This window comes from Humidisolicoccus flavus, from assembly GCF_045689595.1.
GTDB lineage: Bacteria > Actinomycetota > Actinomycetes > Actinomycetales > Microbacteriaceae > Humidisolicoccus > Humidisolicoccus flavus.
The window spans coordinates 883,510-909,403 of sequence record NZ_CP142724.1; the positions used below are offsets into that span (position 1 = coordinate 883,510).

The 25,894-nt window shown below is 62.8% G+C and carries 27 protein-coding genes; 11 read left to right on the forward strand and 16 right to left on the reverse strand.

Features of this window, described 5'->3' with window-relative positions:
- Positions 1–71 precede the first annotated feature (71 nt).
- Complete coding sequence (locus tag U2H20_RS04220; protein ID WP_430593249.1) at positions 72–857, reverse strand: SDR family oxidoreductase; 786 nt, start codon at positions 855–857, stop codon at positions 72–74.
- Positions 854–1,441, reverse strand: coding sequence for a TetR/AcrR family transcriptional regulator (locus U2H20_RS04225; RefSeq protein ID WP_430593250.1), 588 nt, complete (start codon positions 1,439–1,441; stop codon positions 854–856). Before U2H20_RS04225 ends, U2H20_RS04220 begins: the two co-directional genes overlap by 4 nt.
- 185 nt (positions 1,442–1,626) lie before the next feature.
- Between U2H20_RS04225 and U2H20_RS04230 the strand changes: the two genes are divergently transcribed.
- Positions 1,627–2,034, forward strand: coding sequence for a hypothetical protein (locus U2H20_RS04230; RefSeq protein ID WP_430593251.1), 408 nt, complete (start codon positions 1,627–1,629; stop codon positions 2,032–2,034).
- 73 nt (positions 2,035–2,107) lie between these two features.
- On the opposite strand, the gene U2H20_RS04235 is transcribed toward U2H20_RS04230, so the two are convergent.
- The gene (locus tag U2H20_RS04235; RefSeq protein WP_430593252.1) at positions 2,108–2,701 is read right to left on the reverse strand and encodes a hypothetical protein; all 594 of its coding nucleotides are present in this window, start codon (positions 2,699–2,701) and stop codon (positions 2,108–2,110) included.
- 209 nt (positions 2,702–2,910) lie between these two features.
- On the opposite strand from U2H20_RS04235, the gene U2H20_RS04240 reads away from it, so the two are divergent.
- Entirely contained in the window at positions 2,911–4,014 is a 1,104-nt protein-coding gene (locus U2H20_RS04240; RefSeq protein WP_430593253.1) for an NAD(P)-dependent alcohol dehydrogenase, read from the forward strand.
- 101 nt (positions 4,015–4,115) lie between these two features.
- On the opposite strand, the gene U2H20_RS04245 is transcribed toward U2H20_RS04240, so the two are convergent.
- The 3 genes from U2H20_RS04245 to U2H20_RS04255 are packed head-to-tail and all read right to left on the reverse strand — an operon-like array spanning position 4,116 to position 6,723.
- Positions 4,116–5,117 (reverse strand): GNAT family N-acetyltransferase, encoded by a 1,002-nt coding sequence (locus tag U2H20_RS04245; RefSeq protein WP_430593254.1) that lies wholly within the window; start codon positions 5,115–5,117, stop codon positions 4,116–4,118.
- Entirely contained in the window at positions 5,114–6,034 is a 921-nt protein-coding gene (locus U2H20_RS04250; protein WP_430593255.1) for an anchored repeat-type ABC transporter permease subunit, read from the reverse strand. Before U2H20_RS04250 ends, U2H20_RS04245 begins: the two co-directional genes overlap by 4 nt.
- A complete protein-coding gene (locus U2H20_RS04255) occupies positions 6,028–6,723 on the reverse strand; it encodes an anchored repeat-type ABC transporter ATP-binding subunit (protein ID WP_430593256.1) in 696 nt (231 codons plus the stop codon). The genes U2H20_RS04250 and U2H20_RS04255 overlap by 7 nt, the downstream gene beginning before the upstream one ends.
- A gap of 658 nt (positions 6,724–7,381) precedes the next feature.
- Between U2H20_RS04255 and ykgO the strand changes: the two genes are divergently transcribed.
- The 6 genes from ykgO (at position 7,382) to U2H20_RS04285 (ending at position 12,357) form a co-directional block, all read left to right on the forward strand.
- Positions 7,382–7,504, forward strand: coding sequence for a type B 50S ribosomal protein L36 (ykgO, locus tag U2H20_RS04260; protein ID WP_066043286.1), 123 nt, complete (start codon positions 7,382–7,384; stop codon positions 7,502–7,504).
- A gap of 91 nt (positions 7,505–7,595) precedes the next feature.
- Entirely contained in the window at positions 7,596–8,525 is a 930-nt protein-coding gene (locus U2H20_RS04265; protein WP_430593257.1) for an ABC transporter substrate-binding protein, read from the forward strand.
- Positions 8,522–9,619: an iron chelate uptake ABC transporter family permease subunit gene (locus U2H20_RS04270; protein ID WP_430593258.1), complete on the forward strand. Its 1,098-nt coding sequence runs from the start codon at positions 8,522–8,524 to the stop codon at positions 9,617–9,619. The genes U2H20_RS04265 and U2H20_RS04270 overlap by 4 nt, the downstream gene beginning before the upstream one ends.
- Positions 9,616–10,680 carry a FecCD family ABC transporter permease gene (locus tag U2H20_RS04275; protein ID WP_430593259.1) on the forward strand — a complete coding sequence of 355 codons (1,065 nt, stop codon included), beginning with the start codon at positions 9,616–9,618 and terminating at the stop codon, positions 10,678–10,680. The genes U2H20_RS04270 and U2H20_RS04275 overlap by 4 nt, the downstream gene beginning before the upstream one ends.
- On the forward strand, positions 10,673–11,509 hold the full coding sequence (locus tag U2H20_RS04280) for an ABC transporter ATP-binding protein (protein ID WP_430593260.1): 837 nt from the start codon (positions 10,673–10,675) through the stop codon (positions 11,507–11,509). The genes U2H20_RS04275 and U2H20_RS04280 overlap by 8 nt, the downstream gene beginning before the upstream one ends.
- A complete protein-coding gene (locus tag U2H20_RS04285; RefSeq protein WP_430593261.1) occupies positions 11,506–12,357 on the forward strand; it encodes a siderophore-interacting protein in 852 nt (283 codons plus the stop codon). Before U2H20_RS04280 ends, U2H20_RS04285 begins: the two co-directional genes overlap by 4 nt.
- 86 nt (positions 12,358–12,443) lie before the next feature.
- On the opposite strand, the gene U2H20_RS04290 is transcribed toward U2H20_RS04285, so the two are convergent.
- The gene (locus U2H20_RS04290; RefSeq protein ID WP_430593262.1) at positions 12,444–12,632 is read right to left on the reverse strand and encodes a hypothetical protein; all 189 of its coding nucleotides are present in this window, start codon (positions 12,630–12,632) and stop codon (positions 12,444–12,446) included.
- Between the two features lie 653 nt (positions 12,633–13,285).
- On the opposite strand from U2H20_RS04290, the gene U2H20_RS04295 reads away from it, so the two are divergent.
- From U2H20_RS04295 to U2H20_RS04305, 3 genes are all read left to right on the forward strand, one after another.
- Positions 13,286–14,254, forward strand: coding sequence for a DUF2599 domain-containing protein (locus tag U2H20_RS04295; RefSeq protein ID WP_430593263.1), 969 nt, complete (start codon positions 13,286–13,288; stop codon positions 14,252–14,254).
- Between the two features lie 9 nt (positions 14,255–14,263).
- The gene (locus U2H20_RS04300; protein ID WP_430593264.1) at positions 14,264–14,656 is read left to right on the forward strand and encodes a hypothetical protein; all 393 of its coding nucleotides are present in this window, start codon (positions 14,264–14,266) and stop codon (positions 14,654–14,656) included.
- A gap of 222 nt (positions 14,657–14,878) precedes the next feature.
- Positions 14,879–15,241 carry a hypothetical protein gene (locus U2H20_RS04305; protein ID WP_430593265.1) on the forward strand — a complete coding sequence of 121 codons (363 nt, stop codon included), beginning with the start codon at positions 14,879–14,881 and terminating at the stop codon, positions 15,239–15,241.
- A 133-nt stretch (positions 15,242–15,374) separates the two neighbouring features.
- Here the strand turns inward: U2H20_RS04305 and U2H20_RS04310 are convergent, their stop codons facing one another.
- The 9 genes from U2H20_RS04310 to U2H20_RS04350 all read right to left on the reverse strand — a co-directional run bounded on the left by U2H20_RS04310 (position 15,375) and on the right by U2H20_RS04350 (position 25,832).
- On the reverse strand, positions 15,375–16,403 hold the full coding sequence (locus U2H20_RS04310; RefSeq protein ID WP_430593266.1) for an ornithine cyclodeaminase: 1,029 nt from the start codon (positions 16,401–16,403) through the stop codon (positions 15,375–15,377).
- A complete protein-coding gene (locus U2H20_RS04315; RefSeq protein ID WP_430593267.1) occupies positions 16,400–17,038 on the reverse strand; it encodes an FMN-binding negative transcriptional regulator in 639 nt (212 codons plus the stop codon). The genes U2H20_RS04310 and U2H20_RS04315 overlap by 4 nt, the downstream gene beginning before the upstream one ends.
- A complete protein-coding gene (locus tag U2H20_RS04320; RefSeq protein ID WP_430593268.1) occupies positions 17,035–18,597 on the reverse strand; it encodes a leucyl aminopeptidase in 1,563 nt (520 codons plus the stop codon). The genes U2H20_RS04315 and U2H20_RS04320 overlap by 4 nt, the downstream gene beginning before the upstream one ends.
- 8 nt (positions 18,598–18,605) lie before the next feature.
- Positions 18,606–20,114 carry a M14 family zinc carboxypeptidase gene (locus U2H20_RS04325; protein ID WP_430593269.1) on the reverse strand — a complete coding sequence of 503 codons (1,509 nt, stop codon included), beginning with the start codon at positions 20,112–20,114 and terminating at the stop codon, positions 18,606–18,608.
- Entirely contained in the window at positions 20,111–21,739 is a 1,629-nt protein-coding gene (locus tag U2H20_RS04330; RefSeq protein ID WP_430593270.1) for a dipeptide ABC transporter ATP-binding protein, read from the reverse strand. Before U2H20_RS04330 ends, U2H20_RS04325 begins: the two co-directional genes overlap by 4 nt.
- Positions 21,736–22,290 (reverse strand): GbsR/MarR family transcriptional regulator, encoded by a 555-nt coding sequence (locus U2H20_RS04335; protein ID WP_430593271.1) that lies wholly within the window; start codon positions 22,288–22,290, stop codon positions 21,736–21,738. Before U2H20_RS04335 ends, U2H20_RS04330 begins: the two co-directional genes overlap by 4 nt.
- A gap of 112 nt (positions 22,291–22,402) precedes the next feature.
- Entirely contained in the window at positions 22,403–23,299 is an 897-nt protein-coding gene (locus tag U2H20_RS04340; RefSeq protein ID WP_430593272.1) for an ABC transporter permease, read from the reverse strand.
- The gene (locus tag U2H20_RS04345) at positions 23,292–24,218 is read right to left on the reverse strand and encodes an ABC transporter permease (protein ID WP_430593273.1); all 927 of its coding nucleotides are present in this window, start codon (positions 24,216–24,218) and stop codon (positions 23,292–23,294) included. The genes U2H20_RS04340 and U2H20_RS04345 overlap by 8 nt, the downstream gene beginning before the upstream one ends.
- Before the next feature lie 18 nt (positions 24,219–24,236).
- Entirely contained in the window at positions 24,237–25,832 is a 1,596-nt protein-coding gene (locus U2H20_RS04350) for a peptide ABC transporter substrate-binding protein (RefSeq protein ID WP_430593274.1), read from the reverse strand.
- Positions 25,833–25,894: the final 62 nt, after the last annotated feature.

Here is a 25,894-nt window from a genome sequence, read left to right on the forward strand (position 1 = left end):
CACAAGCCCCGCTCTCCCGAGAGAACGGGGCTCGTATTGGTTTGCCTCAGGGTCGAGAACGGTTGAAGAACTTAGACAAGCTCTGGGCGGCGGATGCTTTCGGCTCCACCGTCGACGAACACGATCTGACCGGTGACGTAGAGGTTCTCGCTACTCGTCAGCCACGCGAGAAGGTTTGCAACTGCCTTCGGGTCGGCTGCAGGTCCGCCGTACGGAGCTGGCGCACCCTCGTCGAGCGCTGCACGCCCCTCCTCGGTTTCGAGCGCCGCAGCAGTCATGGGCGTCAGGATCACGCCAGGGGCAACACCGTTCAGCGCGATGCCTGCCTTCGCCCACTCGGATGTCGGAGCGTGCTTGCGAATCCAGCGCGCGATCGACAACTTCGAGGTTGTGTAGAGCACACTCGATCCGGTCGCGTTCGCGGTGGCACCCAGTGATTCCGCATGCGCGAGTGCGGCGGCTTCGTCGCCGGCTTCGAGCAATCGCAGCAGCTCGTCATCGACCGATTCCAGAGCTGCGAGCGATGCAACGACCGCGGCTCGTGGAGCGTCGGAGGCTGCAAGCAGGGGCCGCAATCCTTCGAGCGTCGCGACGGCCCCGAAGTGATTCACCGCAACCGTCACTGGTGCGGGGACAACCAGACCGGCGATTGCGAGCACACCGTCGAGCACTCCGCCGCTGAGCTCCGTTGCCTTCGAGACGAGCTCGGCGCGACCTTCGTTCGTGGTGAGGTCAACTTCGATGTCTGCATCATGCAGATCGACGCCGATGACTCGGTGTCCGTCGTCACGGAGCTTCTGCGCAGTCGCCTTGCCGATGCCCGATGCGGAGCCGGTCACGAGGTATGTACGAGTCATTGTGCGTTCCTTTCGTAGTGCCCCTCATCGGTGAGGAGCCAGGCTGGGAGCAGGGCGAGCAACTGCACCTGCAAATGGTCGGGAGTGATCGGTCGCTCGCTGGAGAGCCAGGCGCTCAATACGGCGATCGAGCCACCCGCGACGTAGTCTGCGGCGGTCTGCGGGTCGAGCGATTCCGGCACCGTGGCCTGCATCGTTTCGAGCGCTTGCGATGCAAATGCACGATGCATTGCAGTCAATACTTGGCCGCGCGACGTTCCCCGCAGCAAGCTCGCATACAGTTCTCGCCGCGTCACGAATTCTGCGACCAGCATGCGCGTGGTGGTGCGCGCGGTTTCGAGCGGCGAAAGCGTCTTCCGAAGTTCGAGGTCGAGCGTTTCGATTGCTTCGAATGCTCGAGTCAAGACCGCCATCACGACGTCATCAAGGTCGCGGAAGTGCGTGTAGAAGGTTGCTCGCGCGACCCCTGCCTCGGCGACGATGTTCGCGATCGTCACCTCGGCTTCGCGCTGGGTGAGCGCCTCAACTGCGGCAAGGATCGACGCCCTGGTCCGTGCAGGACGTGGATCTGGAGCGCGAGTCACGCACTCAGCATAACAATTTATGGACACGCGTCTAAAAGATTTTCGATGCGCTCGGACGCGCGGCTCGAGCACGAACATCCCGGTCCGAGATTTTTCATGTGTGCAACGATGGACGCGAGATTCACCGTCCGCACGGAGTTTGCGCCGACCACATCACCTGCCTCGGTGCAGCAAGGAGCCCTTCGATGATTCCGGGAGCGATATGGACGACCGCCCTTGGCCTTGCGATCATCGCGCTCTTGGGAACACTCGTCGGACTTTTCCGCTCGATGCTGAAGGACCGGACGGGGAACCCCTCACTCGCAACGCAACGGTGGTTGTTCTTTTGCTCCATCGGGACGTCATTGACGATCCTGATCACGATGCTCCGCACCGCGACCAGCGACCATGGGCTCACCACCGTCACGCTGAGCCTCGTTGCCCTCCCGCCAACCTTGGCATTGCTCCTCGGCGGGGTTGCTACGTACTTCATTCGGCGTGAATGGCGGGGCCAGCACCCCGTGCCGCTCAAAAGCGGCATCGGCATCTTGATCATGGGCATGGCAACGGTACTCGGCGTGGTGGCAAACGCACTCGACGCCGTGCTGCAGTAACTCGCGCCAGGGGCAGGCATACCGGGGCGTGAAGATCTCCGTGAGAGCTGAGCGCAAGCACTCAGCGCGCGAGCTACGTTCTAGACCCGTCGGCGTCGAACCAGAGCTGCGGCGCGGCCGCGAGCATGAGCGCCGTGCCACGGTCGATGTCGAGTTCAGGCTGCGCAAGCCAGAGTTCGAGCACTCCGATGACACCCGCTGCCGAGAATGAGGCAATGACCTGCACGGCGAGCGCATCGTCCGGCGCAATACTCGTCGGCAGAATCTCCGGGTGGCGGAGAAGGTGCTCCGCAAGGGCACCACTCACGACGCATTCGAGGTTTGCGCGCACGAGCGGCAAGAGCGAAGGCTCCATGAGGTTTCGATACACGTCTGCCAGCTCGGCGATGTGCGCGACGAGTAAGCGCACCGACCCACGGAGCCCGTCGGGGGTGACGATCTCGCCGGTTGCATCCTGCTGACTCAGAATCAGCGCATGCAGGTCGGCGGCGAGCGCATCCGCGAGCAGGGCGACCGGAGATGCAGCGTGGCGATACAAGGTCGCTCGAGTCACCCCTGCAGCGCGACTGATTGCGTCTGCGGTGAGTTCGGTTCCCGGGGTTTCGGCCGCAAGCCCGAGCACCGCTTCGCGGAGTGCGTCACGCGAGCGGAGAAACCGTGGGTCCATTCCTCCATGCTAGGCCGCTGCCTGAGCTCCGAAACCCGCACCCATTCGGACGATCGCGACCTCGCTTCCGCCGGTCGACTGGCACGCCTTCCCAACTATGCGACACCTGTTGCACAGTTGTAGGCTTGGAGCGCACCAACGCTGATGCACTCAAATCAAGGTCGGTTCGACTGCCACCCGCGGCCAGGACCGAGTTCGAAAGGATTCACATGTCCACTACAGCCCGCGCCGCGGTCCTTCACGGCGTCGACGCCTCGTTCTCGTTCGAAGATGTTGTGCTCGACGAGATCCGGCCCGACGAGATTCTCGTCAAGATTGTCGCAACCGGTCTCTGCCACACCGACCTCGCAGTGCAGCACGGTCACATCCCCGCGGCGTTCCCCTTCGTGCTCGGCCACGAGGGCGCTGGCGTTGTCGAAAAGACAGGATCCGCCGTCACCGACCTCGCCGTCGGCGACCACGTCGGACTCTCCTTCGCCGCGTGTGGGCACTGCGATCACTGCCTCACCGGCCGGGCCGCATACTGCCTCAACTTCATGCTGCTGAACTTCGGTGGCGTGCGCGAAGACGGCTCCCCAACGCTCTCGAACGCTGATGGCGTCGTACACGGCAGCTTCTTCGGACAGTCCTCCTTCGCAACGCACGCCATCGTCTCGGCTCGCAACGCAGTCAAGGTCCCCAAGTCGGTCCCGCTCGACATCGTCGGACCGCTCGGCTGCGGCATCCAGACCGGTGCCGGAACCGTCATGAACTCCTTGAACGTTCCCGCCGGGTCGAGCATCGTCGTTGCCGGTACCGGAGCGGTTGGCCTTTCCGCGATCATGGGCGCGAAGGTTGCCGGCGCAACGACCATCATCGCGGTCGACGTGATCCCGGAACGGCTTGAACTCGCTCGCGAGCTCGGCGCGACCCACACGATCAACGGCAAAGAAGAAGACGTCGTTGCGAAGCTGATGGAGTTCACCGACGGCCTCGGTGCTTCATACGCCGTCGATACGACTGCAATCACGCCCGTGATCGCGAACCTCGTCGCCGGAACGCGAATGGGCGCGCAGATCGCAGTGGTCGGGGTTCCGAAGCCGGACGCTCAGATCTCACTCGGACTCGTTTCGGGCACGGGCAAGACACTCGTCGGCGCGATCGAGGGTGACTCGGTGCCGCGAGTGTTCATCCCCGAGCTGCTCGCGCTGTTTGCCGCAGGCGAGTTCCCTTTCGACCGCCTCGTTTCGAAGTACTCCTTCGACCAGATCGACCAGGCAATCGCTGACACCCAGAGTGGCGCAGCGGTCAAGGCAGTCCTCACGATGCCGTAATCGTTTCTCGATGATGAAGGGCGGGTCAGGTCGTTGAGACCTGGCCCGCCCTTCGTCGTTGACGATCACTCAGCACCGCGACCCTGCAGTTCCCAACGAATCTAGAGAATGTGCCCCGTGAATGACTCTGTGATCGTGGTGAAACCATGGCTTTGCCAAAAGCTTCGCGACATGTGGTTATCGTCGGTGTAATTCAGCAGGACATATTCGTGACCCGAGTCCGAGAGCTGCTGCATAACCCGCACCACCAGCGATCTCCCGATGCCAGCGCTTCGATGCAGCGGACTCACACTTGCGAGCCCGATGTACCCATGCGATCGAGGAACCCACGCAGTCGCTGGCAGGCCATCCGAAACGCTCAACGCGTAGCTCGAAATGCAAGCGACAACTTCCCCGTGCACAAGTGCCACAAAGCAGGCACTCGATGTCGTCGGGTCGAGCAGTTCCTCCACCATTCGGCGAGTCGGCTCAGCGACTTGGTCTGCGCGCATGCCGCTTCGGGTGAAGTCCGCGTGAAATGCGTACTGCTCGAACGTCAAACCGACAATTGCCTCGATGTCCTCTGCTCGGGCTTCGCGAACATCGACCGCGTTCAAGGGTGCGCTGAGTGAAAGCTTCGAGGTTCGGCCAGCAAGCACATTGTCTTTCCGGAGCCCAAGCGCCGCCCACGCGGACTGCCCGAGCCAATCGCCCGCTCTCGTATCGACACTAAGCCGAGTGATACCGAGCTCCCTCGCTCGAAAGCGCACGGGCTCCAGCAGGCGAGGAAGGTGGTCGAGCGCTGCGGCATCTCGAAAATGCCAACCGCTCACAGCAACGTTCACGAACGACTCGGGCAAATACGTGTACCCGGGATGATCGACCCCGATCTCCATCAGCCTGGCGCAGACCAGACCGACGATCTCGCCGTCCTGGATCGCAGCTCGCGCGATTGTGCCCGGCTCGTGAGCGCGGTACGCGGTGACCGCGAATTCGGCCTCGCCGATCGATGCCTCCTTCAGCATCGGAGCCGTTCCCATCCGTTCGAGCGAAGCGTGCACGAACAGAACAACGAGCTCGTCGACTTCGCCGATGTCGACGATTCGGATTTCGTTTGCACTCATGCGTTGCTCCCCACGTGCTCGGCTGTCACGCCGCCGGAAATATCAGACGAACTGCTTGCAGATGCTCGAGCTCGACGGCGGCGAAACAGACCATGCCGTGGAGCGAAGAACCACGTCAGCAAGAACAGCACCGTTGCGGTCAGCACGATCGTTCCTCCGGTCGGGAGGTCGAGCGACCACGACAAGTAGACGCCGATCAGCGCGGAAAACGCTCCGAGCAGGGGTGCGAGCGTCATCATGACGCCGAGTCGATCAGTGAGGAGTCTCGCGGTCGCCGCCGGAACGATCAGGAGCGCCAGCACCAAGACGTTGCCGATGGTCTGCACTGAAATGACGACCGCAACCGTCACCATCACGTACAGGCCGAGGTCGATCCAGAACACGGGGAGCCCGATCGAACGAGCCATCTCCCGGTCGAGGCTGGTCGCGACGATTTCCTTGTGGAACAGCAGCGCGAGCGCCACGAGTATCGAACCGGCAAGAGCGACGACGAAGACATCTTCATCAGGAATACCTGTGATCGACCCGAACAGGAAGCTCTGCAGCGAACCGGAGTAACCGGGCGATCTGGAGATGATCACGATCCCCAGCGCGAATGCCGCGACGAAGAAGATTCCGATCACGCTGTCTTCTTTCAGTCGCCGATTCTGAGAGAAGATCGCGACGAGGATCGCGGTGATGACGCCCGCGACCATTCCTCCGAGCACGAGTGAACCCTGGAGGACGAAGGCGATCGCGAGCCCAGGGAAGACCGCGTGCGCAACCGCATCACCGATGAACGCCATCCCCCGCAGGACCACGTGCGAGCCGATCACGCCGCACACGATCGACGAGAGCGTTGCGATCAGGAGCGCCTTCGGCAGAAACGACAGCAGCGGGTTGAAGAGGTCTTGGATGAATTCAGGAAAGCTCAGCATGATCGTGCTCCCAAAATGTTGAGCAGCGGCGAGGTTTCACGGAACCCGAACGTCTGGATCCAGAGCGCAGGGTCGGTGAGCGCAGAGGGAGCTCCATCTGCGATCACGGTCTTCTGAATCAGCGCCAAACGGGAGCAGTCAGTGGTTGCGCCAATGAGGTCGTGGGTTGTCATGATGATGGCAGTGCCTTCTGCTGCGAGTGATTTGAAGAGGTCGGTCAGCATCTCTTGCGTTGGGATGTCGAGCCCGGTGAACGGCTCGTCGAGGAGGAGCAGCTTCGGCCGCAGCGCGAGGGCGCGTGCCACCAAAACACGCTGACGCTGCCCACCCGAGAGCTCGCCGATCGGGCGATGGCGCAACGCCGTCATCTTGACGCGGTCGAGCGCGTCGCGCACGGCGCGATAGTCGGCACGACCGGCTCGTCGCAACCAACCGATGGATGTCGTTCTTCCCGAGAGCACGACCTCTTCGACGCTGATCGGGAAATCCCACGCGAACTCCAGCCGCTGGGGGACGTACCCGATCTGACGCCGAGCGTTCTTCGGATGCGTATCGACGATCGTGATCGAGCCCGCGGATCTCGGAACCAGCCCGAGCATTGATCGCAGCAACGTGGTCTTGCCCGCCCCATTGGGGCCGATGAGTCCGAGGAATTCGCCCGCAGCGACAGTGAGATTGACGTCGTGCAAGACTTCGCGGCCACCCAGGATTCCCAGAGGGTTTCGAAATCTCCCACAAGTCCTGGACGCGCGCATACGGTGAGAGGTTGCGCAAGAACCTCGCCACGCGATCACGCTCACGGGGCGTCACGCTGTTGATTGGATCCGTCAGCACGATCAAACTCGCGAACTCGAGCCGACGGGCCAACGTCCCTGGCGCGGAAAAATCCTCGAACCCGGGAGACGAGCGCTCTCGTTCAATCGGGTCGAGCAGCGTTTCGAGCACTTCCGCGCGCGAGGTGACGACCGCGATCTCACGGATACCGATCTGCGCGTTCGGCGCCTGGTGCATGAAACAGTGCTCGATGACCAGCGCTGTCTCAACGACTTCAGTCTCGGGTGCGAGCAAGGTGACGGAATGACCCCGCAACCCGTCTTCAAAGCTCGATAGGAAATGCTCCGCGAGATCGCTCGCGAACTGGAGCACCGAGGCACCAGGGCTATAGACCTCAGCATGACCGCCGCTCATGGTGGCGCCGCTCAGAATTTCCCCGACGCTTTGGTTCGATCGCTCGTTCGCACCACACACGAGCGTGACTGCGAGCCCTCGGGTCCGGCGAGTTTTGTTGACATCCGTCATAGTGAACTACTCTATATGAGAATGATTCTCATTAAACAAGGAGGAATGATGAAGGTTCGCAACTCGCTGAAGTCGATGAAGAAGATGCCGGGCTCGCAGGTCGTCCGACGACGAGGACGCGTGTTCGTGATCAACAAACTCAACCCGCGCTTTAAAGCACGCCAGGGCTGAATCGCGAGGGGCGCCGTGCGCAGTGCGTAAGTTAGGATAGCCTTACTAAGGCTACCCTAACTCGCTACCCAAGCACGGAAGAAGATCAGTCATGCCCTCACGCCCCCGCAATTCAAGCGTGTTCTTCGCCGCCTCTGCCGCAGTCGTCCTACTGCTCTCCGGCTGCGCCACCAATGGACCGTCCGCGGAAGAATCACCAACTGCTGATGCAACGCATGAGGTACAGCACGCGCGCGGCACCGCGGTCGTCCCTCTTGATCCACAACGAGTCGTGACCCTCGAGCCACTCGAACTCGACACCGCGGTCGCTATCGGCATCGTGCCAGTCGGGGCCGCGGTTGCAAGCAACGTTGCCGGCGCACCCGCCTACCTCCGCGCCGACGGCGTCGAGCCGGTCGGCACTGTGCCGGAGCCCGACCTCGAAGCAATCGCAGCGCTGCAGCCCGACCTCATTCTCGGCACTGAATCACGCCATTCAGCGCTCTACGAACAGCTCGATGCGATCGCGCCCACAGTGTTCATCGAAACACAGGCCGACCCGTGGCGAGACAACGCGCTCCTGATCGGCGAGGCATTGAACCGTCAGGACGAGGTCGCAGACCTCCTCGATGACGTCGATGCTCGCTGCGAGGCTCTCGCCGAAGAGTTCGCGATCGACGACGACACAGTGCAGCTCATCAGACCGCGCGACGAAACCACGCTGAGCCTCTACGGGCCCGTCTCGTTCTCAGGCAGCCTGCTCGAATGTGTCGGATTCACCATCCCGGAGCAAGACTGGGCCGATGGGCTGCAGGCAGACCTCTCACCGGAGAACATCCTTGCCGCACAGGCCGATCACGTGTTCGTCACCGTGACCGACGTCAACGATCCTTCGGAGATTCCCGCTGCGATCACTCAAAACGCGGACGCCTTCCCTGCGGTCACCCCGGTCGACACCAGCTACTGGGTGTCGGGCGTCGGGCCGAAGGGTGCGCAAGCAGTCCTCGACGATATTGAGACGTATCTCGAAACGACCCGGTGACGCTCCACCTCGACACCGACGAGCGCGCGAACGTAACTGCTCGCCCCTTCGCTGCGGTCGGTGCCAATGCGGCGATTCCTCGCACGCAGCGTCGTCGGCGCGGTGCGCGCACGGCCGGAGGGATGCTCGTCCTTCTGGCCGTGCTCGTCCTCGCGGTCCTGCTCTCACTCGCGGTCGGCGCGAACCCGCTGTCTGTCTCAACGGTCTGGAACACGCTGCTGGGTGAGGGGAATACCGAAACGAACTACATCGTGTTCGACCTGCGGATTCCTCGCACCATCACGGGCCTCGTAGCGGGCGCCGCACTCGGTATTGCGGGAGCGCTCATTCAAGCGTTCACTCGAAACCCGCTCGCCGACCCCGGCATCCTCGGTGTGAACGCAGGCGCAGCCCTCGCCGTTGCACTCGGCATCACGTTGCTCGGGCTTCGCGATGTTTCGCAGTTCGTCTGGTTCGCGTTCGCAGGAGCACTCATCGTGACCATCGCGGTCTACCTGATCGGCTCCTCCGGGCGTGGCTCAGCCGACCCGCTGCGACTCACCCTCGCCGGGGTTGCACTCGGTGCCGTGCTCTCGGGAATCACCACGGGGCTTTCGCTGAGCAACCCAGACGCCTTCGATTCGATGCGGAGCTGGAACGCTGGATCACTGCTCGGGCGCGGGCTCGATGCGATCCTGCCGGTCCTCCCCTTCGTGGTCGTCGGCATCCTGATCGCCCTCTTCCTTGCCCCCGGCCTCAACGCCGTCGGACTCGGCGAAGACGTCGCGCGGTCGCAGGGCGCGAACGTGCTCGGAATTCGACTCGGAGTTATCGTCGCGGTCACGCTGCTCGCGGGCTCTGCGACCGCGCTCGCCGGACCGATCTCGTTCATCGGCCTTATGGTGCCGCACGTCATCCGATGGACCTTCGGGGTTGACCAGCGAGCAATTCTGCCCCTTGCTGCACTCCTGGCGCCGGTGATCCTGCTCCTGGCCGATGTCCTCGGCCGCGTCATCATCGCCCCGGCCGAAGTCCCCGTCGGAATCGTCGCCGCAGTGGTCGGAGCACCCGTGCTGATCCTGTTGGCACGCCGGCGAAACGCGAGCGCGCTGTGACGTCGCTGCGCGGGAGTGCCGCGAGCAATGTCGGATATCGGCGCAAGGTCCTCGCACTCGGGCCAATTCGGATTCCGCTGCGGGTGCGCAGTATCGCCGTCGGGCTCTCAGCGCTGGGTGCACTGTGCATCCTCGGCGTCCTTTCCCTCGGGCTCGGCACCTACCCGCTCACGCCGCTCGAAGTCGTCAACACCCTGCTCGGCGGTGGAGCCCAGATCGATCGCACCGTGGTCATCGACTGGCGCCTCCCCCGCGCCACCGCAGCAATCACCATCGGAGCCATCCTCGGGATCGCCGGTGCATTGTTCCAAACGGTGACTCGGAATCCGCTCGCGAGCCCCGACATTCTCGGTCTCTCGAACGGTGCGTTCACGGGAATGCTGCTCGCGCTCATCCTGGTTTCCGGGAGTTGGCCGGTCCTGACCACAGGGGCGCTCCTCGGCGGCTTCGCCACCGCGCTCCTCATCTGGGCGCTCGCTGCGCGCGGTGGCATCCAGGGGTTCCGACTTATCGTGGTCGGGATCGGCGTCGCCGCGATCCTCGCCTCGATCAACACCTGGATGCTGCTCCAGATCGAACTCGAAACCGCGATGTTCGCATCGGCCTGGGGCACGGGATCGCTGAACGGCGTCACCGCCGGTCCGCTTGCTGGAGCACTGCTGTGCGCACTGCCGTTTGTTCTTTTGGCGTTCGCACTCGTGCCTCGACTCCGGCAACTGAGCCTCGGCGACGACATGGCGGCAGCGACGGGCGCTCGCCCCTCAGCGGTCAGAGCATTCGCGCTTCTCACTGGCGTCGTGCTCGTCGCCGCCGCGACGACCGTGGCGGGACCAATCGCCTTCGTCTCACTCGCGGCACCACAGATCTCGCGCCTCATCGCTCGCACCCCGCACTTGTCGCTCATGCTCTCCGGGCTGATCGGCGGGGTTCTGCTGCTCGGTGCCGACCTCATTGCGCAGCACGTGCTGCCAACCCCCTTGCCCGTCGGCGTCGTCACCGTCTCGGTTGGTGGCGCCTACCTCGTTCTCATGATCGTTTTGGAGATCCGTCGCCGTGCCTGAGTTCACGAACCCACTCGACCCCGCAGCACCCACTCGTCTGTCCGCGGAGTCGATCAGCCTCTCGTACGACCGGCGCGAGATCGTTCACGACCTTTCCGTGACCGTGCCGACAGGTGGCTTCACCGTGATCATCGGCCCGAACGCCTGCGGAAAATCGACGTTGCTCCGCGGGCTCTCGCGGCTGCTCTCCCCCTCGAGCGGCCGCGTCGTACTCGATGGCCAGACCATCAACTCGTACCCCGCGAAGGAGGTCGCCCGGCGGCTCGGGCTTCTGCCGCAGAGCGCGATCGCCCCTGATGGCATCACGGTTGCTGATCTCGTTGCCCGCGGACGCTACCCGCACCAGAACTTGATGCGCCAATGGTCGGAGGCCGATGAGCGAGCAGTGGACGAAGCCCTCGAAGCGACCGGCACCGCCGACCTTGCCGCCCGACCCGTCGATGCACTCTCCGGTGGGCAGCGTCAGCGCGTGTGGGTTGCGATGGTGCTCGCGCAGGAGACCGACCTACTGCTGCTCGATGAACCAACGACGTTCCTCGATGTCGCGCACCAGGTGGAGCTCATGGAACTCTTCGCGCAACTGAACGGGCAGCGACGTACGCTCGTGGCGGTCCTGCACGATCTCAATCACGCCGCACGTTATGCGACGCACATCATCGCGATGCGAGACGGAGCGATCGTCGCCGAGGGACCCCCGGAACAGGTCATCACGAGCCAGCGGGTGCAGGAGATCTTCGGGCTCGCGAACGTCGTGATCCCCGACCCGGTGACCGGCGGCCCACTGGTCGTGCCGTTGCGGGGATCAGCGCCACAGCGGAGCCGCTCGTGACCGCGGAACGCCCCTGGGCTTACAGCGCGTTTCCCGTCGAGGTACGAGCGCGCACGATGCTCAGTCCGAATTTCGTGCGCCTCACCTTCGGAGGCGACAGCCTTCAGTATTTCGCCGACTGGGGCACCGATCAGCGCATCAAGGTCGTGCTCCCGCTCGCAGACGGGCGCATCGCCGATTTCGGTCTGCTCGATGAGCCGACCCCGCACCCTTCGGACTGGTACACGCGGTGGCGGGCGCTCCCAGAGCCGGAGCGCAATGTGCTGCGCACCTACACGCCCTCTGCCATTCGGGCTGCAGAGCGAGAAATCGACATCGACTTCTTCCTCCACGAGCCGGCCGGGCCCGCGTCGGCGTGGGCTGCATCCGCACGGCCAGGCGACCGCGTCGTCGTGAACGGACCAGACTCCCGTATGGGCTGGACCGGCTACGGACTGCATTGGCAACCCGGCTCGGCGCGACGGTTCCTGCTCATCGCAGATGAAACCGCGTTCCCCGCCGTGCGCGGCATTCTCACATCACTCGGCGACGAGGCCGATATCGACGTCATCTTGGAGTGCGCTGATCTCGACGACGACATCGTCACGCCTGACGCGCCCGCGAGCGCGCGGGTTCGGCTCGTGCAGCGAGCGAGTGACGATACGCGTGCAATCGAGGCAGCGGTTCGCGAGTGGGGTGCGAGCACCGGACCTGCAATGACGAGCGCTCCTGATTTCTATGCCTGGATCGCGGGAGAAGCCGGGGTGACGACGACGATTCGGCGCTACCTCACGAGCGAGCTCGGGATCGAGAAGGAGCGCGTGTCGTTCCTCGGGTACTGGAAGCGCGGTGGTCCGCTCGTCGGATAAGCGCGGCACGCTCGCTTCCACGCGAGTGATGGCCCTCAAAGCTGCGCGGAGCAACGGAGCGCGAACTGTGCTGGCCGCCTCCCGATTTACGTCGAGCACCCTGCGCTGTCTTCAGTGATCATCCACTGCGTGAGGGTTCGTTCGAGCACCACCGTGCCGCAGTCTCCACCATCGACATCGGTGACGAAGAGTTTGGCGCGCTGTTCGTCCTGTTCGATGACATCGATCGTGACTTCCGCGCTCATTCCGAATGCTTGAAGGAGCTCCGCCGTCATGGTCGTGAGTGGTTCGCAACCCCCAGGATCGCTGCCGCAGTGGGTGCGAAACTCTTCGAGCATGCGCTCGATGAGGTCGTCGCTGAGATACCCGCACGAGCAGCGCGAACAGCGCAATACTCGCGATGCCGATTAAACGTCTCACTGCGAGATTCCTCAGCAGCGCAGAGACCGCCGAGCTCGATTTGCACGACTCTGACCATTGCGTTTTCGATGCGTTGCTTGTGTCCATAATTCGCATGCATTACGCGGTCGCGACGAGGCGCGCTGCGACGAAGTCTTCGACACCGCCCTTCGTTTTTGCGCGAGGAATCATCCGAGCGAAGCGGAGAGCACTGCCGATTCTGAGAGCACCGAAGCGAAATCCGGTGGCTCATCGCGCAGGACGAAAATCTTCGGTGCCAGGCGCGGACTGGTATATCGCCAAAGCGCCTCGACATTGGAGCCCAATTCGAGCTGTTGAGTTCGTATCCTGCGACTACCTCAAGAAACAACGAAAGGACCCAATGTCTTTCAACCACCTTCGGCAACATTCGACAATCCGCGTTGCACGTGCGCGCGTGATTCCGAGAGTTCTCGTTGCATTCGCATCGATCGCGCTCACATCCAGTCTCGTACTGCCTGCGAGCGCTACAGAAACCACAGATTCGAATGTGGACGAAGCAGTTGAGGCGATTGCCAATTTGGCGGCCAACTCGTCGCTGCCAGAAGTCCAGGCGACTCAGGACGCAGCGCTGTTCTCAGCCGAATCTGACACGCTCACATCTGGCGAAGATGACGAACTCGTTGTGATCTCAGGCGCTGAAGACCCCGAGATCGAAGTGACGTCTCGTCACGGATCGTTCGAGATATCGGGCGCACTCCCTGGCACCGCTGCTGATTCAAGCAGCGGCGACATCGTGTATTCCGATGCCAGCGACTACAACGTCGTCCCGCTCGCCCACTCCGATGGTTCCCTCCAGATCAACTTGGTCCTCGAAAACACCGATGCGCCGACGCGCTTCGACTTCGACTATTCGGCCGAGGGAGGCGCGTCCTTAGAACTCACTTCTGAAGGCTTTGTCGTAATTCTCGACGGAGTTGGCGCGTATCTCGGTGGTATTGATCCAGCGTGGGCCTTCGACGCGAACGGCCGCGAAGTGCCAACACACTTCGAGGTCAGAGGCTCGAGCCTCACCCAGGTCGTCGACCACACATCGAGCAATTTCGCGTATCCGATCGTGGCCGACCCTTGGCAAGGAGGCAACCTGTTTCACACAATCACGGTTACTTCCGAAGCGCGGCAGGCACGCGTCAACCTCACCCCAAGTACCTGGGGACGCGTTGTCTGGACCGGAGCGTCAACACCAAATATGAGCCCGGTGGTTGCGTTCGCAAAGGGGCAGCAGGTCCTGAATACGCAGGGTTGGTCCGAAGCCGTGCACTGGAGCTCAAAAGTGGCGGTCGCGTTGAACAAGCCGAGCCAACGTCAGCAGTTTGAATGCCACGCGCTCGGCGGAGTGTTCGATGTCGCCGGCGGAGGCGTTTGGAACCTTGAGAAATGGCGACCGAATCGTACGAAGCACTGGTCCGTTGCAGTTGCACGACATGTCTGTAATTGGCATTCCGCAGGTGGAAAGTAGCGCACAGCAATGGACACGTCGAGAAGGATTATAGGAAGCCTGGTAGTAGCCGCTGTCGTATTCACGACCTCCAGTTGTTTGCCTGCGCCTGTTCCAGGGTGGGACAAAGCAGACTTTACGATCGAGGAGATCATCCAGGAAACCCCGGATCTGATGACCAATGCGCACGAAGACACAGTCGGCATCTGTGACGGCAAGGACGGGTGCGTGGAAGGGTGGTTCACGGATCAAGCCCAGATCACCCGATTCGAGAGCAACAAACTTGCAAAAGAATCCACCGAGCAGCTCACCGATTTTCATCGATGGCATCGAATTGTGCTCGATTTCAGCAAGGGCGAAGCGACCCCTGAAGAGAGAACGGTTGCGATTGAAATTTTTGAGGGTATCCATTCTTCGACATAGCCGAAGGCTGTGCGAAAAGCTCAGCCGACTGAAACGAGAATCTTGACCTGGACCGGAGCGTCAGCATCAAAAATGAGCCCTGTGGTGGCGTTCGCAAAGGGGCAGCACGTCCTTCATACGCGGGGTTGGTCAGTTGGGTTGCCATCGCACCGATGCAACTGGGAATCTGCAAGAGGTCGATAGATGCACAACATGAAACAACGAAAAAGAAGTCTTGGAGCGGTGCTTTCAATTGCTCTGGTCCTTACGACGACGAGCTGTCTCCCAGCCCCTGAACCTGGATGGGACTTCGCGAGCTGGACGATCGCTGAACTCGTCGAACTGGATTCGATCCCAATGACGAGGGCAGCACAAGACACGCAAGAGATTTGTTCAGGACTTGATGGATGCATCGAAGGCTGGATCTCCGATCAAGCTGAGATCACTCGGTTCGAGAGCAACGCAAATGCGAAAAAGCATGCCGAATCACTCACCGACGTGTACCGGTGGCATCGCATCGTGGTCGACTTCAGCAAGGGCACCACATCGCCCGAGGAACGCGAATGGATTATCGAGTACTTCGAAGGCATCAATTCGTGGACTTGAGCGCTCAAAATTCTCGGTTCACATCAATCAGCGCTCAAATCGCGCCTCGGGCAAAGCCTGAGCACCGCCCCCTCACGTTGTTCTGCGGTGCGCCTCCCCGCCGCAAGAATTCCAATTACCCGGTATTTCCAGCTCACACGACGGGCACAGGCGAGGTTGAGAATCCGAAGAGATCTTTCGGGTTTTCGGGATCAGCGACGAGGTCGATTTCGCGGGCGAGGTCGGTGCCAGCAATGCTGTCGCGAAGGTAGCGCAGCGCTGAGTAGTCTTCGATGGCGAATCCGACGGAATCGAAAATCGTGACCTGTTCGGCACTCGTGCGACCAGGCTCACGGCCGAGCAGGACCTTCCAGAACTCGACGACCGGGAAGTCGTCGGCGACGTTCTGAATTTCGCCCTCGATCCGCGTCTGCGGCGGGAACTCCACGAAGACCGGCCCGCGCTCGAGAATCTTCGGGTCGAGTTCGGTCTTTCCGGGGCAGTCGCCGCCGATCGAATTGATGTGCATGCCAGGGGCCACGTCGGCATCGTGCAGCACCTGAGCGACAACCTTGTCGGCCGTGCAGGTCGTGACGATGTCAGCACCCGATGCGGCCTCCGAGGCAGAGGCGCACACCTCGACTTCGAAGCCAAGTGGCGCAAGGTTGTTGAGGACCTTCTCCGAAGCGGCCGCGTCGACATCGAAGATTCGCAATCGCCGAATACCGAGCACCGCCCGGAACGCCAGCGCCTGGAACTCCGCTTGGCTCCCCGCACCGATCATCGCCATGACTTCTGAGTCCGGCCGGGCGAGTGTGCGCGCGACCATCGCCGAGGTCGCCGCCGTGCGCAAGGCGGTCAGCACGGTCATCTCGGCCAGAAAAACCGGGTACCCGTTGTGCACCTCCGAGAGCACTCCAAATGCGGTGACCGTCTGGTATCCGCGAACCGGGTTGAAGGGGTGCCCGTTGACGTACTTGAACGCGTACAGATCCGGATCGCTGATCGGCATCAGTTCGATCACGCCGAACGGGGTGTGATTCGCGACGCGCTCGCTCTTGTCGAACGACTCCCAGCGCCGGAAATCCGATTCGATCACCTCGGCCAACTCCGCCATGATTCGCTCGGTGCCCATGCGTGAGATCCAGGCGACCATGTCTCGGACTCCTACGAAAACGGTCATGCGCTGCGTTCCTTTCCATGCGTGCGCGTCATGCGCTCCGCCAAATCAGTGTTCTGGTACGGGCCAGGGCTCTTGAGCGCTGCAATCACGCGCGCAACGACTTCGGCCGGCTTGTCCTGGCTCATCTTCTCTTTTGCTTCGAACCGCTCGACCCGCAAACGAAACCCGACGGTGCCATGCACGATCCGCTCCGCGTAGTTCGTGTTCTCAAGCGTCTGGTGCAGCAGGAACGGCTCTGGGAGCGGCGACTCGAAATGCGCAACCAGTCGATCGAGCACTCGAAGGTTCTCCTCGTCGGAGAGCAGCTCGGGGGTGCCGTAGAGGTGCGCGACGGCGAAATTCCACGTCGGCACCGCGGGGGCCGTCTCGTACCAACCCGGCGAAATGTAGCCGTGCGGACCGTAGACGATGACCATCAGTTCGTGCTGGCCGAGCTCGTGCAGTTGCTCGTCCGGGCGGCCCACGTGGCTCACGAGCGTGAGGGCTTCGTCGCCTTCTTCGAGGAGGAGCGGATAATGCGAGGCGACGAGCCCTTTGCCCGGCACTGAGCTCACGATCGTTCCCCACGGGTACTCACGAATGAGCGCTCGAATTGCGGCTTCGTCGCTTTGCGAATATTCGGGCGCGTGCCTCACGATTCGACGACCGATCGAGCGAACTCCACGAGGGTGCGCACCGAGACTCCCGTGCCGCCAAGACCGGTGAAGCCGTAGGCGGACTCGGAGTTGAAGGCGGGGCCAGCGATATCGAGGTGCGCCCACTCCATGTGCTCGTCAACGAAGTCGCGCAGGAACGCTGCGGCAGCGAGCATGCCCGCGGCGGGCGCGCCCGCGTTCTTCATGTCTGCCGTGTTCGAGTCGAAGTACGCACGAACCTCTTCGGGGATCGGCATCGCCCACATCGGCTCACCAGCGGTCTCGGCGGCACGAGACATTCGTGCTTGCGCAGCCTCACTGCCCATGATCCCGGAGGTTCGTCGGCCGAGCGCGGCGACCTGTGCTCCCGTGAGGGTCGCGATGTCGACCAGGAAGTCGGGCGATTCCTCCGCCGCCGCAACGAGTGCATCGGCGAGCACGAGCCGACCTTCGGCATCGGTATTCGTCACCTCAACCGTGGTGCCTCCATAGATGCGCAGCACGTCGGCGGGACGAACCGATGAGCCTGAGGGCATGTTCTCCGCGAGCGCGAGCCACGCTGTCACTCGAATCGGGAGCCCAAGGCGCGCGATCGCGAAGAGCGAGTGAACCGCGGCCGCGGCCCCGGCCATGTCCGACTTCATGTTCTCCATCTTCGCGGCGGGCTTCAGCGAGATGCCGCCGGAGTCGAAGGTGATGCCCTTGCCGACGAGCGCAATAAGCGGTGCATCCACGCTCGGCGTGTAACTGACTTTCACGAGTCGGGGCGGCCGAATCGAGCCGCTTCCGATTCCGATCAGGCCACCGAAGCCTCGTGCTGCCAACTCGACCTCATCGATGACTTCGACGGTGACCTTGCCCGCGAGATCATCTGCTTCCGCCTCGCGGATCACCTGATCAGCAAAGGATTGCGGGTACAAATCTGAGGGTGGTTGATTCACGAGGTCTCGTGTTGCGAGCACCGCGGTTGCGACCGTGTGCACGTGGTCGGCGGACGCCGTGGAGCCGCCATCGACGTGCACGGAGATTTGTTCGAGCGCTTGCTTCGACGGCGCGGCTGTTTTGTACGAGGTAAAGCGGTATGCCCCGAGTAGCGCGCCCATCGCGACCGCTTCGGACTCCGCCTCGTCTTGGACGGGGAAGGCGAGCGCGGCGGTGCCGACCGAGTCGAGCGTGCGCAGAGCGACCCCAGCGCATCGGCGCAAGCGATTGCGGCGTTCGAGCGGGCCGAGCTTCTGCTCGGAAATCGCGCCCAGGCCGACGAGGAGCACGGAGCGCGCGGCGACGCCCGAGGGCGCGGGAAGACGGAGGGTGGATTCGGTCTTCCCGGTGAACCCGAGGGCACTGGCAGTTTCGGCGAGCGCCTCGGTGATCGTGTCGCCAAGAGCAGCCTGGCCGAATTCGATCGACTCCTCCCCCTGCTGCACCGCGATGACAAGCACGTCGACGGTGAGCGATTCGGGAGCGGCCGACTCGAAGCGGAGCTTCGGGACCGAACTGGCCTGCGGGATCGTCGCGGCGTTCTGGCTCGACGTGGTGCCCGGGTTCGGAGCAGACATCTGGGCGCTCACCTTCCCGACCGAGCGTCAAGTACCGGCGCAGCAGCGTCGTCGTCCGAGGGTGCACGACCGAAGGAGGGCTCGCCCTGCTCACTGGAGGCACGCTCTGCCATCGCGTGCGCCACGAGTCCGAGCACCGCGCCGTACTGCACGCCCACGACCGCGCGGATCGGGATCCCCTGCGTCTCTTCCTCGACGAGTCGCTGCTGCATCCAGGCGCTCCACTCGCGCTCGAGTTCCTGCGCGACGCGACGCACACGCACCGTCGCGGAGCCAGCGACGACTTCGGCCTTCAACGCTCGAAGGAGCGCTCCGCCGAACCGCAAGCGATACATCCACACCACCGACATCGGTCGTTCTGCAACGCTCGCGATTCGATCGTTCACCGCATCCGCGGCGCGCGCGAGCATCGTCTCGCCCATTGAAGTCATCCCGGGCACGAACACACGAGCGCTGCGCAGGAAGGGCGAGTTCACCGTGAGATCCGCTTCGATCTGCGCCAGCACAGCGGTCAAGCTCGTGCCTGTGTCGATGAGCGCATTGCCGGCGTCGCGCAGGAGGTCCGCGTAGTTCGATCCCGAAGGGCTCGTGTCGTCGGCGCCAAAGGTGCGCCAGATCGGCAGTTCCGCGATCAGCGAGGTCGCGCCGTGCTGGCGCGCGTAGCTCGTCGAGGACTGCCCGGCAGCTCCCTGAGGCACCGGATCGAGGCCGTTCGCCTCGCGCCATTCGTAGACGTCCTGTGAAGTGCCGGATTCGAAGACCGCGGGTGCGATCTCCTTGAAGTGCGCGGCCTCCGGCTCGCCTCGGTGGAGCGGGATGCCGAATTCGGCGGGCAAGCGCTGCAGCAGATCGACGAGACCCCCGACGGGCTCGGAAATGTAGAAGTACGCTCCCCCGGTCTCCGAGTTGTGCAGCGGCACGTAGAGGTCGGGCTTGGTCTCGACGATGACCCGCTGCAGTGCCTGGGTTTCGGGCAGCATCGCGTCGAAGTACTTCGCCTTGTAATTGATCGGAAAGGTCCACTCGACCTGCTCATCACCCGGCGGCCGGTAGAAGTGCTCGAAGTAGGTTTCGTCATTGAAGGAATCGTCGAACCATCCCTCGTTGAGCCGCATGCCATCGGGATCGATGCACGGAATGAAATCCCAGACGGTGTTGAGGCTCAGGCGGAGCGCCTCGTCGTTGAGCAGGTCTCCGAGCACTCGAATGATCGTGTGCGATCCGATCGGTTCGTTCGGATGCACGCCACCGACCACGAGGCACCGTTGCGCCGCGGTCTCCTCGGTGTCCGATGCGTTGGAACTCGTCAGCGAAAGTGAGTACATGAGGATCGGCTCGTCGAGCCGTGAGGTCCCGATGCGTCGCACGGTGAGCAGCTCAGGAAACGCGGCCGCGAGCTCGTCCATCTGTGCGAGCAGCTCGTCAACCTTCGGGTATTCCTGGAAATCGGGCAGTGCGGCGGCGCGTTCGACGATCTCGTCGTCGGTGATCGTGCGCACCGTTGTGATGTTGCTCATACGTGTACTCGTTCTTCCCTTCGCTTGCGCTGTTGGATTGGGTCTGGCACCGGGGCTGCTTCGAGCAGGCGCCGCGTGTACGGATCGATGGGGTTGCGCAGCACCTGTTGGCGGTCCCCCTGCTCGATGATCTTCGAATTGCTCATGACGACGATCCTGTCGGCCAGACTGTCGACGACGGCGAGGTCGTGACTGACGAAGAGGCAGGCGAACTGCAGTTCCTTCTGCAGCGATCGGAAGAGATCGAGCACGGTTGCTTGCACGGACACGTCGAGCGCCGAGGTCGGCTCATCGGCAATCAAGAGCACCGGGTTGAGCGCGAGCGCCCGGGCGATCGCGACTCGTTGCCGCTGTCCACCCGAGAGCTCGTGTGCATAGCGGTTCGCCCACGACCGCGCGAGGCCAACCGCGTCGAGGAGTTCGTCCGTTCGCTGCTGCAGCTGATTGCCGCGCATCCGCTCGTGCACCCGAAGGGGCTCACCGATCGATTCGCCCATGGTCCAGCGCGGATCGAGGGCTCCCATCGGGTTCTGAAACACAATGCCGATGCGCTTCTTCAGCTCGATCGTCTGCTTGCGGTTCGCCTTGATCACGTCGATACCGTCGATGATGATCGAGCCCTGCTTCACGGGAGCGAGCCCGATGAGTGCTTTGCCGATCGTCGACTTTCCTGATCCGGATTCTCCAACGAGCGCGACGACTTCGCCTTTCGCGACCGTCAGGCTTGCTCCCGACACTGCGGTCACGGTGCTGAAGCGTTGCTTGTACTCGACCGTCAGGTCATCGAGGAGCAGCACGGGGTCGTCGTGCACCACATCTGCGCGGTCGGCGATGTCGAGGCGCGGCACCGATTCCAGGAGTCGCTGCGTGTACTGCGCGGACGGCGCGGCAAAGAGGCGCTCGACGGTTTGCGTCTCTTCGATCTTCCCGTCTCGCATGACGACCACCCGGTCTGCGACATCGGCAACAACGCCCATGTCGTGCGTGATGATCAGCACCGCGGTCTGCTCGGTTTCACGAACGCGCATGAGGAGATCGAGAATCTCGCGCTGTACCGTCACGTCGAGCGCCGTCGTCGGTTCGTCGGCGATGAGAATCTCGGGTCCGCACGCGAGAGCCATGGCGATGACGACGCGTTGCGCCTGCCCACCTGAGAGCTGGTGCGGATAGAAGCGGGCGCGCTTTTCGGGTTCGCGCAGTTCGACCGCGGTGAGCAGTTCGATGACTCGGCGCTTTCGGTCCTTCGCGCTCATGTTCGGAAAGTGCTTGCGCAGGACTTCACGGATCTGGAATCCCACCGTGAACACCGGGTCAAGGGCGCCGAAGGGATCCTGAAAGATCATCGCGACGCGTTTGCCGCGAATCTGTTCGAGCGTCTTCTGCTCGGCGTTCAAGAGTTCCTCGCCACAGAGCTTGATGCTGCCGCTCGCGCGAGCGTTCTTCGGGAGCAGACCGAGCACGCTCATCGCGGTCACCGACTTGCCAGACCCGGATTCACCAACGATCGCGACGATCTCGCTCGCGCCGAGTTCGAAGGTGATCCCGTCGACCGCCTGCACGGCCTCGCCCTTTCGAGAAAGGAACTCGACGCTCAGCGAATCGACCGAAAGCACCGGGGCGCTCATGAGCTCTCCCTCGGGTCATCGCGTCGGATGCTGGCCTGCATCTCAGCAGGGAGTTCCTTCGGCGGCGGGGTGTCTTCTTCCTGGTCGCGATACTGCTTCCATTGCTCCAGCACGTTGCGGTGGTACTGGTCGACCCACGCCATATACCGGCTGCCGTTGCGCAGACGTCGCGCGGGCGCGGGCTCGGAGCCTGGTTCCGTCGAGCGCGCGGCGGTCAACACCTCTTCCATGCGCTGGAGTCCGAGCTTCTCGCGGCTGAGGAATGCACCCCAGACGTCGTCTTCAGCGCGGAAGTACGTTGCACGACTGTTCGACTTCGAGACCTTGGTGATGTACCCGGAGCCGAGCAGCGCCCGCGTGGCCGTGGAAATCGTCCCGGGGCTCGTGTCGAGCAACCGGCCGAGATCTTCAGAAGAAAGATGCGGCTCGTCGGTGATGATCAACAGCGCGAGGACGCGGCCGTTCATCCGCTTTCCTCGCATCAACTCCCAGGCATCGGTAAATCGATCAATGAAGCTGCGGATTTCATCGCTCAATTCATTCATGTCCATGGAACTGTGCTCCTCGTGAGTCGTGTCATCGGATTCGAAGCGTGCGTTTTGGGTGCAACGCGCGCTCCGTCTTCACAGGCTAAATCGTCGGGTCGAGTCTTTGCGGGACCGCTCATGAACGCCCCCGTGGGTCGAGTGCGTCACGCAGGGCATCGCCGAGCATGATGAGGCTGATGACCGTGATCGTCAGGAAGATGCTCGGGAAGATCACTGTGTGGGGCGCGAGTTGGAAATACGACTGCGCGGTGGAGAGCTGCACACCCCAGGAGATCGTCGGCGGCACAAGTCCGACACCGAGGAACGTGAGGGTTGCTTCGGCACCGATGACGCCGCCGACCATCGTCGCGGCAATCGCGAGCGTCGGGGCGAGAGAGTTCGGCAGCACGTGGCTGAGCACGACCCGCAGGTGCGAGAAGCCCATGGCGTGCGCGGCCTGTACGAACTCACGCTCGCGGACCTCCTTCACGGAGCTGCGCACGAGCCTCGCGTAGGTGGGCCAGGAGAAGAAGGCGAGCACAGCAGCGAGCAACAGCGGGGTGCGGTTCGGCGCGGTGTTCAGCACGATGATCGCACCGAGCAAGAACGGGAAGCCGAGCACGACGTCGGCGGAGCGAGCAATGAGCGCATCGACCCATCGCCCGACGTACCCGGCCAAGGTGCCGAGAGCGATTGCGACGACGAGACAGATCGCGGTCGTTGCAAGACCGATGAAGAGCGAGGTTCGCGTGCCGAAGAGCACGTTCACCATGACATCGCAGCCCTGCACATCGGTGCCGAAGGGGTGCCCTGGCCCGGGTGGCTTGTTCGAACTCAGGAGGTCGCAGGCTCTCGGGTCGCTCGGCCCGAAGAAGCCCGCGATCACGCCCGGGATCGCGGCGATGATTCCGAGGCACGCGAGCATCACGACGCTCAGCCAGAATTGCACGCGGCCACGAAGCGTTGCCCACAGGCCCTGCGTCGAGATCCGTTCCACGGCGCGGGGCGCCGTGACGGTCGTTGGTTCAGTCATTTCGGATCCTCGGGTCGAGAACGGAGGACAGGATGTCGACCAGGACGTTGGTGACGAGGAAGATCAGCACCAGCGTGGTGGCGACACCGACCACGAGGGTTCCCTGCTGATCTTGAATCGCCTTGAAGAGCAACTGCCCGACGCCGTTCAAATTGAAGAGTCCCTCGATGACGACCGTGCCGCCGAGGAGTCCGCCGAGCTGGATCGCGAGCACGTTCACCACGGGCGCTGCCGCGTTCCGCATGACGTGCACGCCCACGATGTTCCTTCGGGTCATGCCTTTGGCTTTCAGGGTGCGAACGAAATCCGACTGCATCGTGTCAACGACACTGCCTCGCATGAGCCGTGAGACTCCCGATAATCCGTAAACCGCGATGATGAGTGCGGGCAGAATGAACGCGGCCGGCCACCCGGCCATGGTGCCCGCGATGGGCGCCCACCCCAGCTTGATTCCGAAGACGTACTGCGCCGTGATGCCGAGAACGAAGATCGGGACGGACTCCGCGATGATCGTTCCAAGGAGCACGGAGCGGTCTGCGAGCGAGCCCTGTCGGAGGCCAGCCGTGAGACCCAGGACGACACTGATCAGCACTGTCAGCGACCAAGCGGTCAGTGCGAGGGTGATCGTCGTGGGCCACCGGCTGGCCATTTGCTCGCTCACGGACTGACCGGTGAAGGTCGTGCCGAGGTCGCCGCGAGCGAGCCCTCCGAGATAGTTCAGGTATTGCTGCCAGAGCGGGAGATCCAGCCCGTATTGCAAGCGAAGCTGCTGTTGCACGGACTCTGGCAGCGGCCTATCTCCACCGAGCGCTGCGATCGGGTCTCCGGGGAGCACGAACACGGCGCAATAGATGACGAACGTGACGCCGAAGAAGACGACGACAAGCTCGAGGAGCCGACGGGTGATGAATCGAATCATGGGTGTGGTTGGCGTCGCTTACTTGTCCGCGAGGATGATCTGCGTGAGGATCGGCTCCCCCACCGCTGAGGCGGTGACCTCTGCGATTCGGTCGGAAGTGACGTAGTTGTACGACTCTTCGAACAGCGGGATGATCGGGAAGTCCGCGGCGAGGAGTTCCTGCGCCGCTGCATATGCTGCGCCGTCTTCGCTGCCGAACTCGTCAGCCTCGTTCAGGGCCGTCTCGACGTCCGGGTTGAATGCTCCACCACAGTTCGTGCAGCTCGGTGCCGAGGAGAAGAGCGCGCGAAGCGTCGACTGCTGGCTCGGGTACAGCGCACCCCAGCGAGTGAAGAAGGGGCCATCGATGACCTCGGTGTTGCGGTCCTGGATGAACTCTGCCCAGCCGACTGCCGGCTTTGCGATTGCGTCGATACCGAGGTTCTGACGCAGGTAGTTCGCGAGCGCGTTGTAGAGGTCGTCGTGTCCTGCCGCTCCCGGGAAGTGCAGAGTCAGCTGTCCTTCGAAGCCACCGGCTTCTTCGAGCAGTGCGGCCGCGGCTTCAGGGTCGTATTCGCAGTACTCGCCGCAGATGCCTTCTGGCGTTCCCGGCATGATCGAGGGCGTCCAAGCGGTGGCCGGCTCGTAGAAGTTGCCGAAGATCGCTTCGTTGATCGCGTTCCGGTCGATCGCCATCGAGATTGCCTGGCGAACGCGGATGTCTTCGAAGCGCTCATCCCAGAACGGAATGCCGAGGAAGCTGATTCCCGGAGCCGAGAAGCTGTGGATGTTGTCTTCCTCGAAGTCGTCGGCGACCTGGTTCATGCGGGTGGCGGGGAGCCAGGTGATGTCGACGTTGCCTGCGAGCGCATCGGTGTACGCGGTGAGGCGGTCTGAATAGGGCACCCAGGTGATCTTGTCGACGGTCGAGGCTTCGCCTGCGTAGTTCTCGTAGGCTTCGGCGACGATCGGCTGGCCTTCAACCCATGGTGCGGTGAGCGCGAGTGGGCCGTTGCCGATCGGCTGCTTGCCGTAGGCCTCGAGGTCGTCGTAGGCGCTCTGCGGCATCGGATAGAAGGCGGTCTGTGCTTGCGAGAGCTCGATCGGGAACTGGCTGTCGGCGCGTTCGAGCGTCACCGTGAAGGTGTGCTCGTCGACGACGGTGAGCCCGGCGAGCGTGTCTGTTGTGGGTTCGCCTTCTGCGGGGTTGAGTTCTGAGTAGCCATCGATGATCGAGAGCTGGCCGGAGTTTTCGAAGGCATTCGGGCCGTAGGCGACGGTGTTCCAGGTGTCGACGTAGTCCTGCGCGGTCACGGGAGTGCCGTCGTGGAAGGTCCAGTCATCTTGGAGGGTGATCGTCCAGTCGATCTGGTTGTCGCTCTCGACCGATTCGGCGGCCAGGTAGCTCAGTTCTCCGTTGCCGTCGAGGAAGGTCAGCGGGCTGAAGATCGAGAGGGTGAGTCCGAAGGCGTTGGTCTGGCGTCCGGGCGTCAGGTTGGGAACGGGCTCGGTCGTGCCGACGACGAGTTCGTCGACTTCCTCGCCCGCGCTGTCGGGGTCGGAGTTACTACATCCCGTCAGTGCCAGCGCGACAACGACGGTTGAAGCAAGGGCGGCTTTCAACAGACTTCTCATGAAGTCCTCCTCAAGCGGTAGGTGAATGTGCTGTTGAGTTATGGTTGCTTAACTTTTAGTTT

What these genes read in the sequence shown, in the direction of transcription:
- U2H20_RS04220 (WP_430593249.1), bottom strand. Translation starts at nt 857, where the DNA reads ATGACTCGTACATACCTCGTGACCGGCTCCGCATCGGGCATCGGCAAG.
- U2H20_RS04230 (WP_430593251.1), top strand. Translation starts at nt 1,627, where the DNA reads ATGATTCCGGGAGCGATATGGACGACCGCCCTTGGCCTTGCGATCATC.
- U2H20_RS04235 (WP_430593252.1), bottom strand. Translation starts at nt 2,701, where the DNA reads ATGGACCCACGGTTTCTCCGCTCGCGTGACGCACTCCGCGAAGCGGTG.
- U2H20_RS04240 (WP_430593253.1), top strand. Translation starts at nt 2,911, where the DNA reads ATGTCCACTACAGCCCGCGCCGCGGTCCTTCACGGCGTCGACGCCTCG.
- U2H20_RS04245 (WP_430593254.1), bottom strand. Translation starts at nt 5,117, where the DNA reads ATGAGTGCAAACGAAATCCGAATCGTCGACATCGGCGAAGTCGACGAG.
- U2H20_RS04250 (WP_430593255.1), bottom strand. Translation starts at nt 6,034, where the DNA reads ATGCTGAGCTTTCCTGAATTCATCCAAGACCTCTTCAACCCGCTGCTG.
- ykgO (WP_066043286.1), top strand. Translation starts at nt 7,382, where the DNA reads ATGAAGGTTCGCAACTCGCTGAAGTCGATGAAGAAGATGCCGGGCTCG.
- U2H20_RS04265 (WP_430593257.1), top strand. Translation starts at nt 7,596, where the DNA reads ATGCCCTCACGCCCCCGCAATTCAAGCGTGTTCTTCGCCGCCTCTGCC.
- U2H20_RS04290 (WP_430593262.1), bottom strand. Translation starts at nt 12,632, where the DNA reads ATGACGGCGGAGCTCCTTCAAGCATTCGGAATGAGCGCGGAAGTCACG.
- U2H20_RS04300 (WP_430593264.1), top strand. Translation starts at nt 14,264, where the DNA reads ATGGACACGTCGAGAAGGATTATAGGAAGCCTGGTAGTAGCCGCTGTC.
- U2H20_RS04310 (WP_430593266.1), bottom strand. Translation starts at nt 16,403, where the DNA reads ATGACCGTTTTCGTAGGAGTCCGAGACATGGTCGCCTGGATCTCACGC.
- U2H20_RS04320 (WP_430593268.1), bottom strand. Translation starts at nt 18,597, where the DNA reads ATGTCTGCTCCGAACCCGGGCACCACGTCGAGCCAGAACGCCGCGACG.
- U2H20_RS04325 (WP_430593269.1), bottom strand. Translation starts at nt 20,114, where the DNA reads ATGAGCAACATCACAACGGTGCGCACGATCACCGACGACGAGATCGTC.
- U2H20_RS04330 (WP_430593270.1), bottom strand. Translation starts at nt 21,739, where the DNA reads ATGAGCGCCCCGGTGCTTTCGGTCGATTCGCTGAGCGTCGAGTTCCTT.
- U2H20_RS04335 (WP_430593271.1), bottom strand. Translation starts at nt 22,290, where the DNA reads ATGGACATGAATGAATTGAGCGATGAAATCCGCAGCTTCATTGATCGA.
- U2H20_RS04340 (WP_430593272.1), bottom strand. Translation starts at nt 23,299, where the DNA reads ATGACTGAACCAACGACCGTCACGGCGCCCCGCGCCGTGGAACGGATC.
- U2H20_RS04345 (WP_430593273.1), bottom strand. Translation starts at nt 24,218, where the DNA reads ATGATTCGATTCATCACCCGTCGGCTCCTCGAGCTTGTCGTCGTCTTC.
- U2H20_RS04350 (WP_430593274.1), bottom strand. Translation starts at nt 25,832, where the DNA reads ATGAGAAGTCTGTTGAAAGCCGCCCTTGCTTCAACCGTCGTTGTCGCG.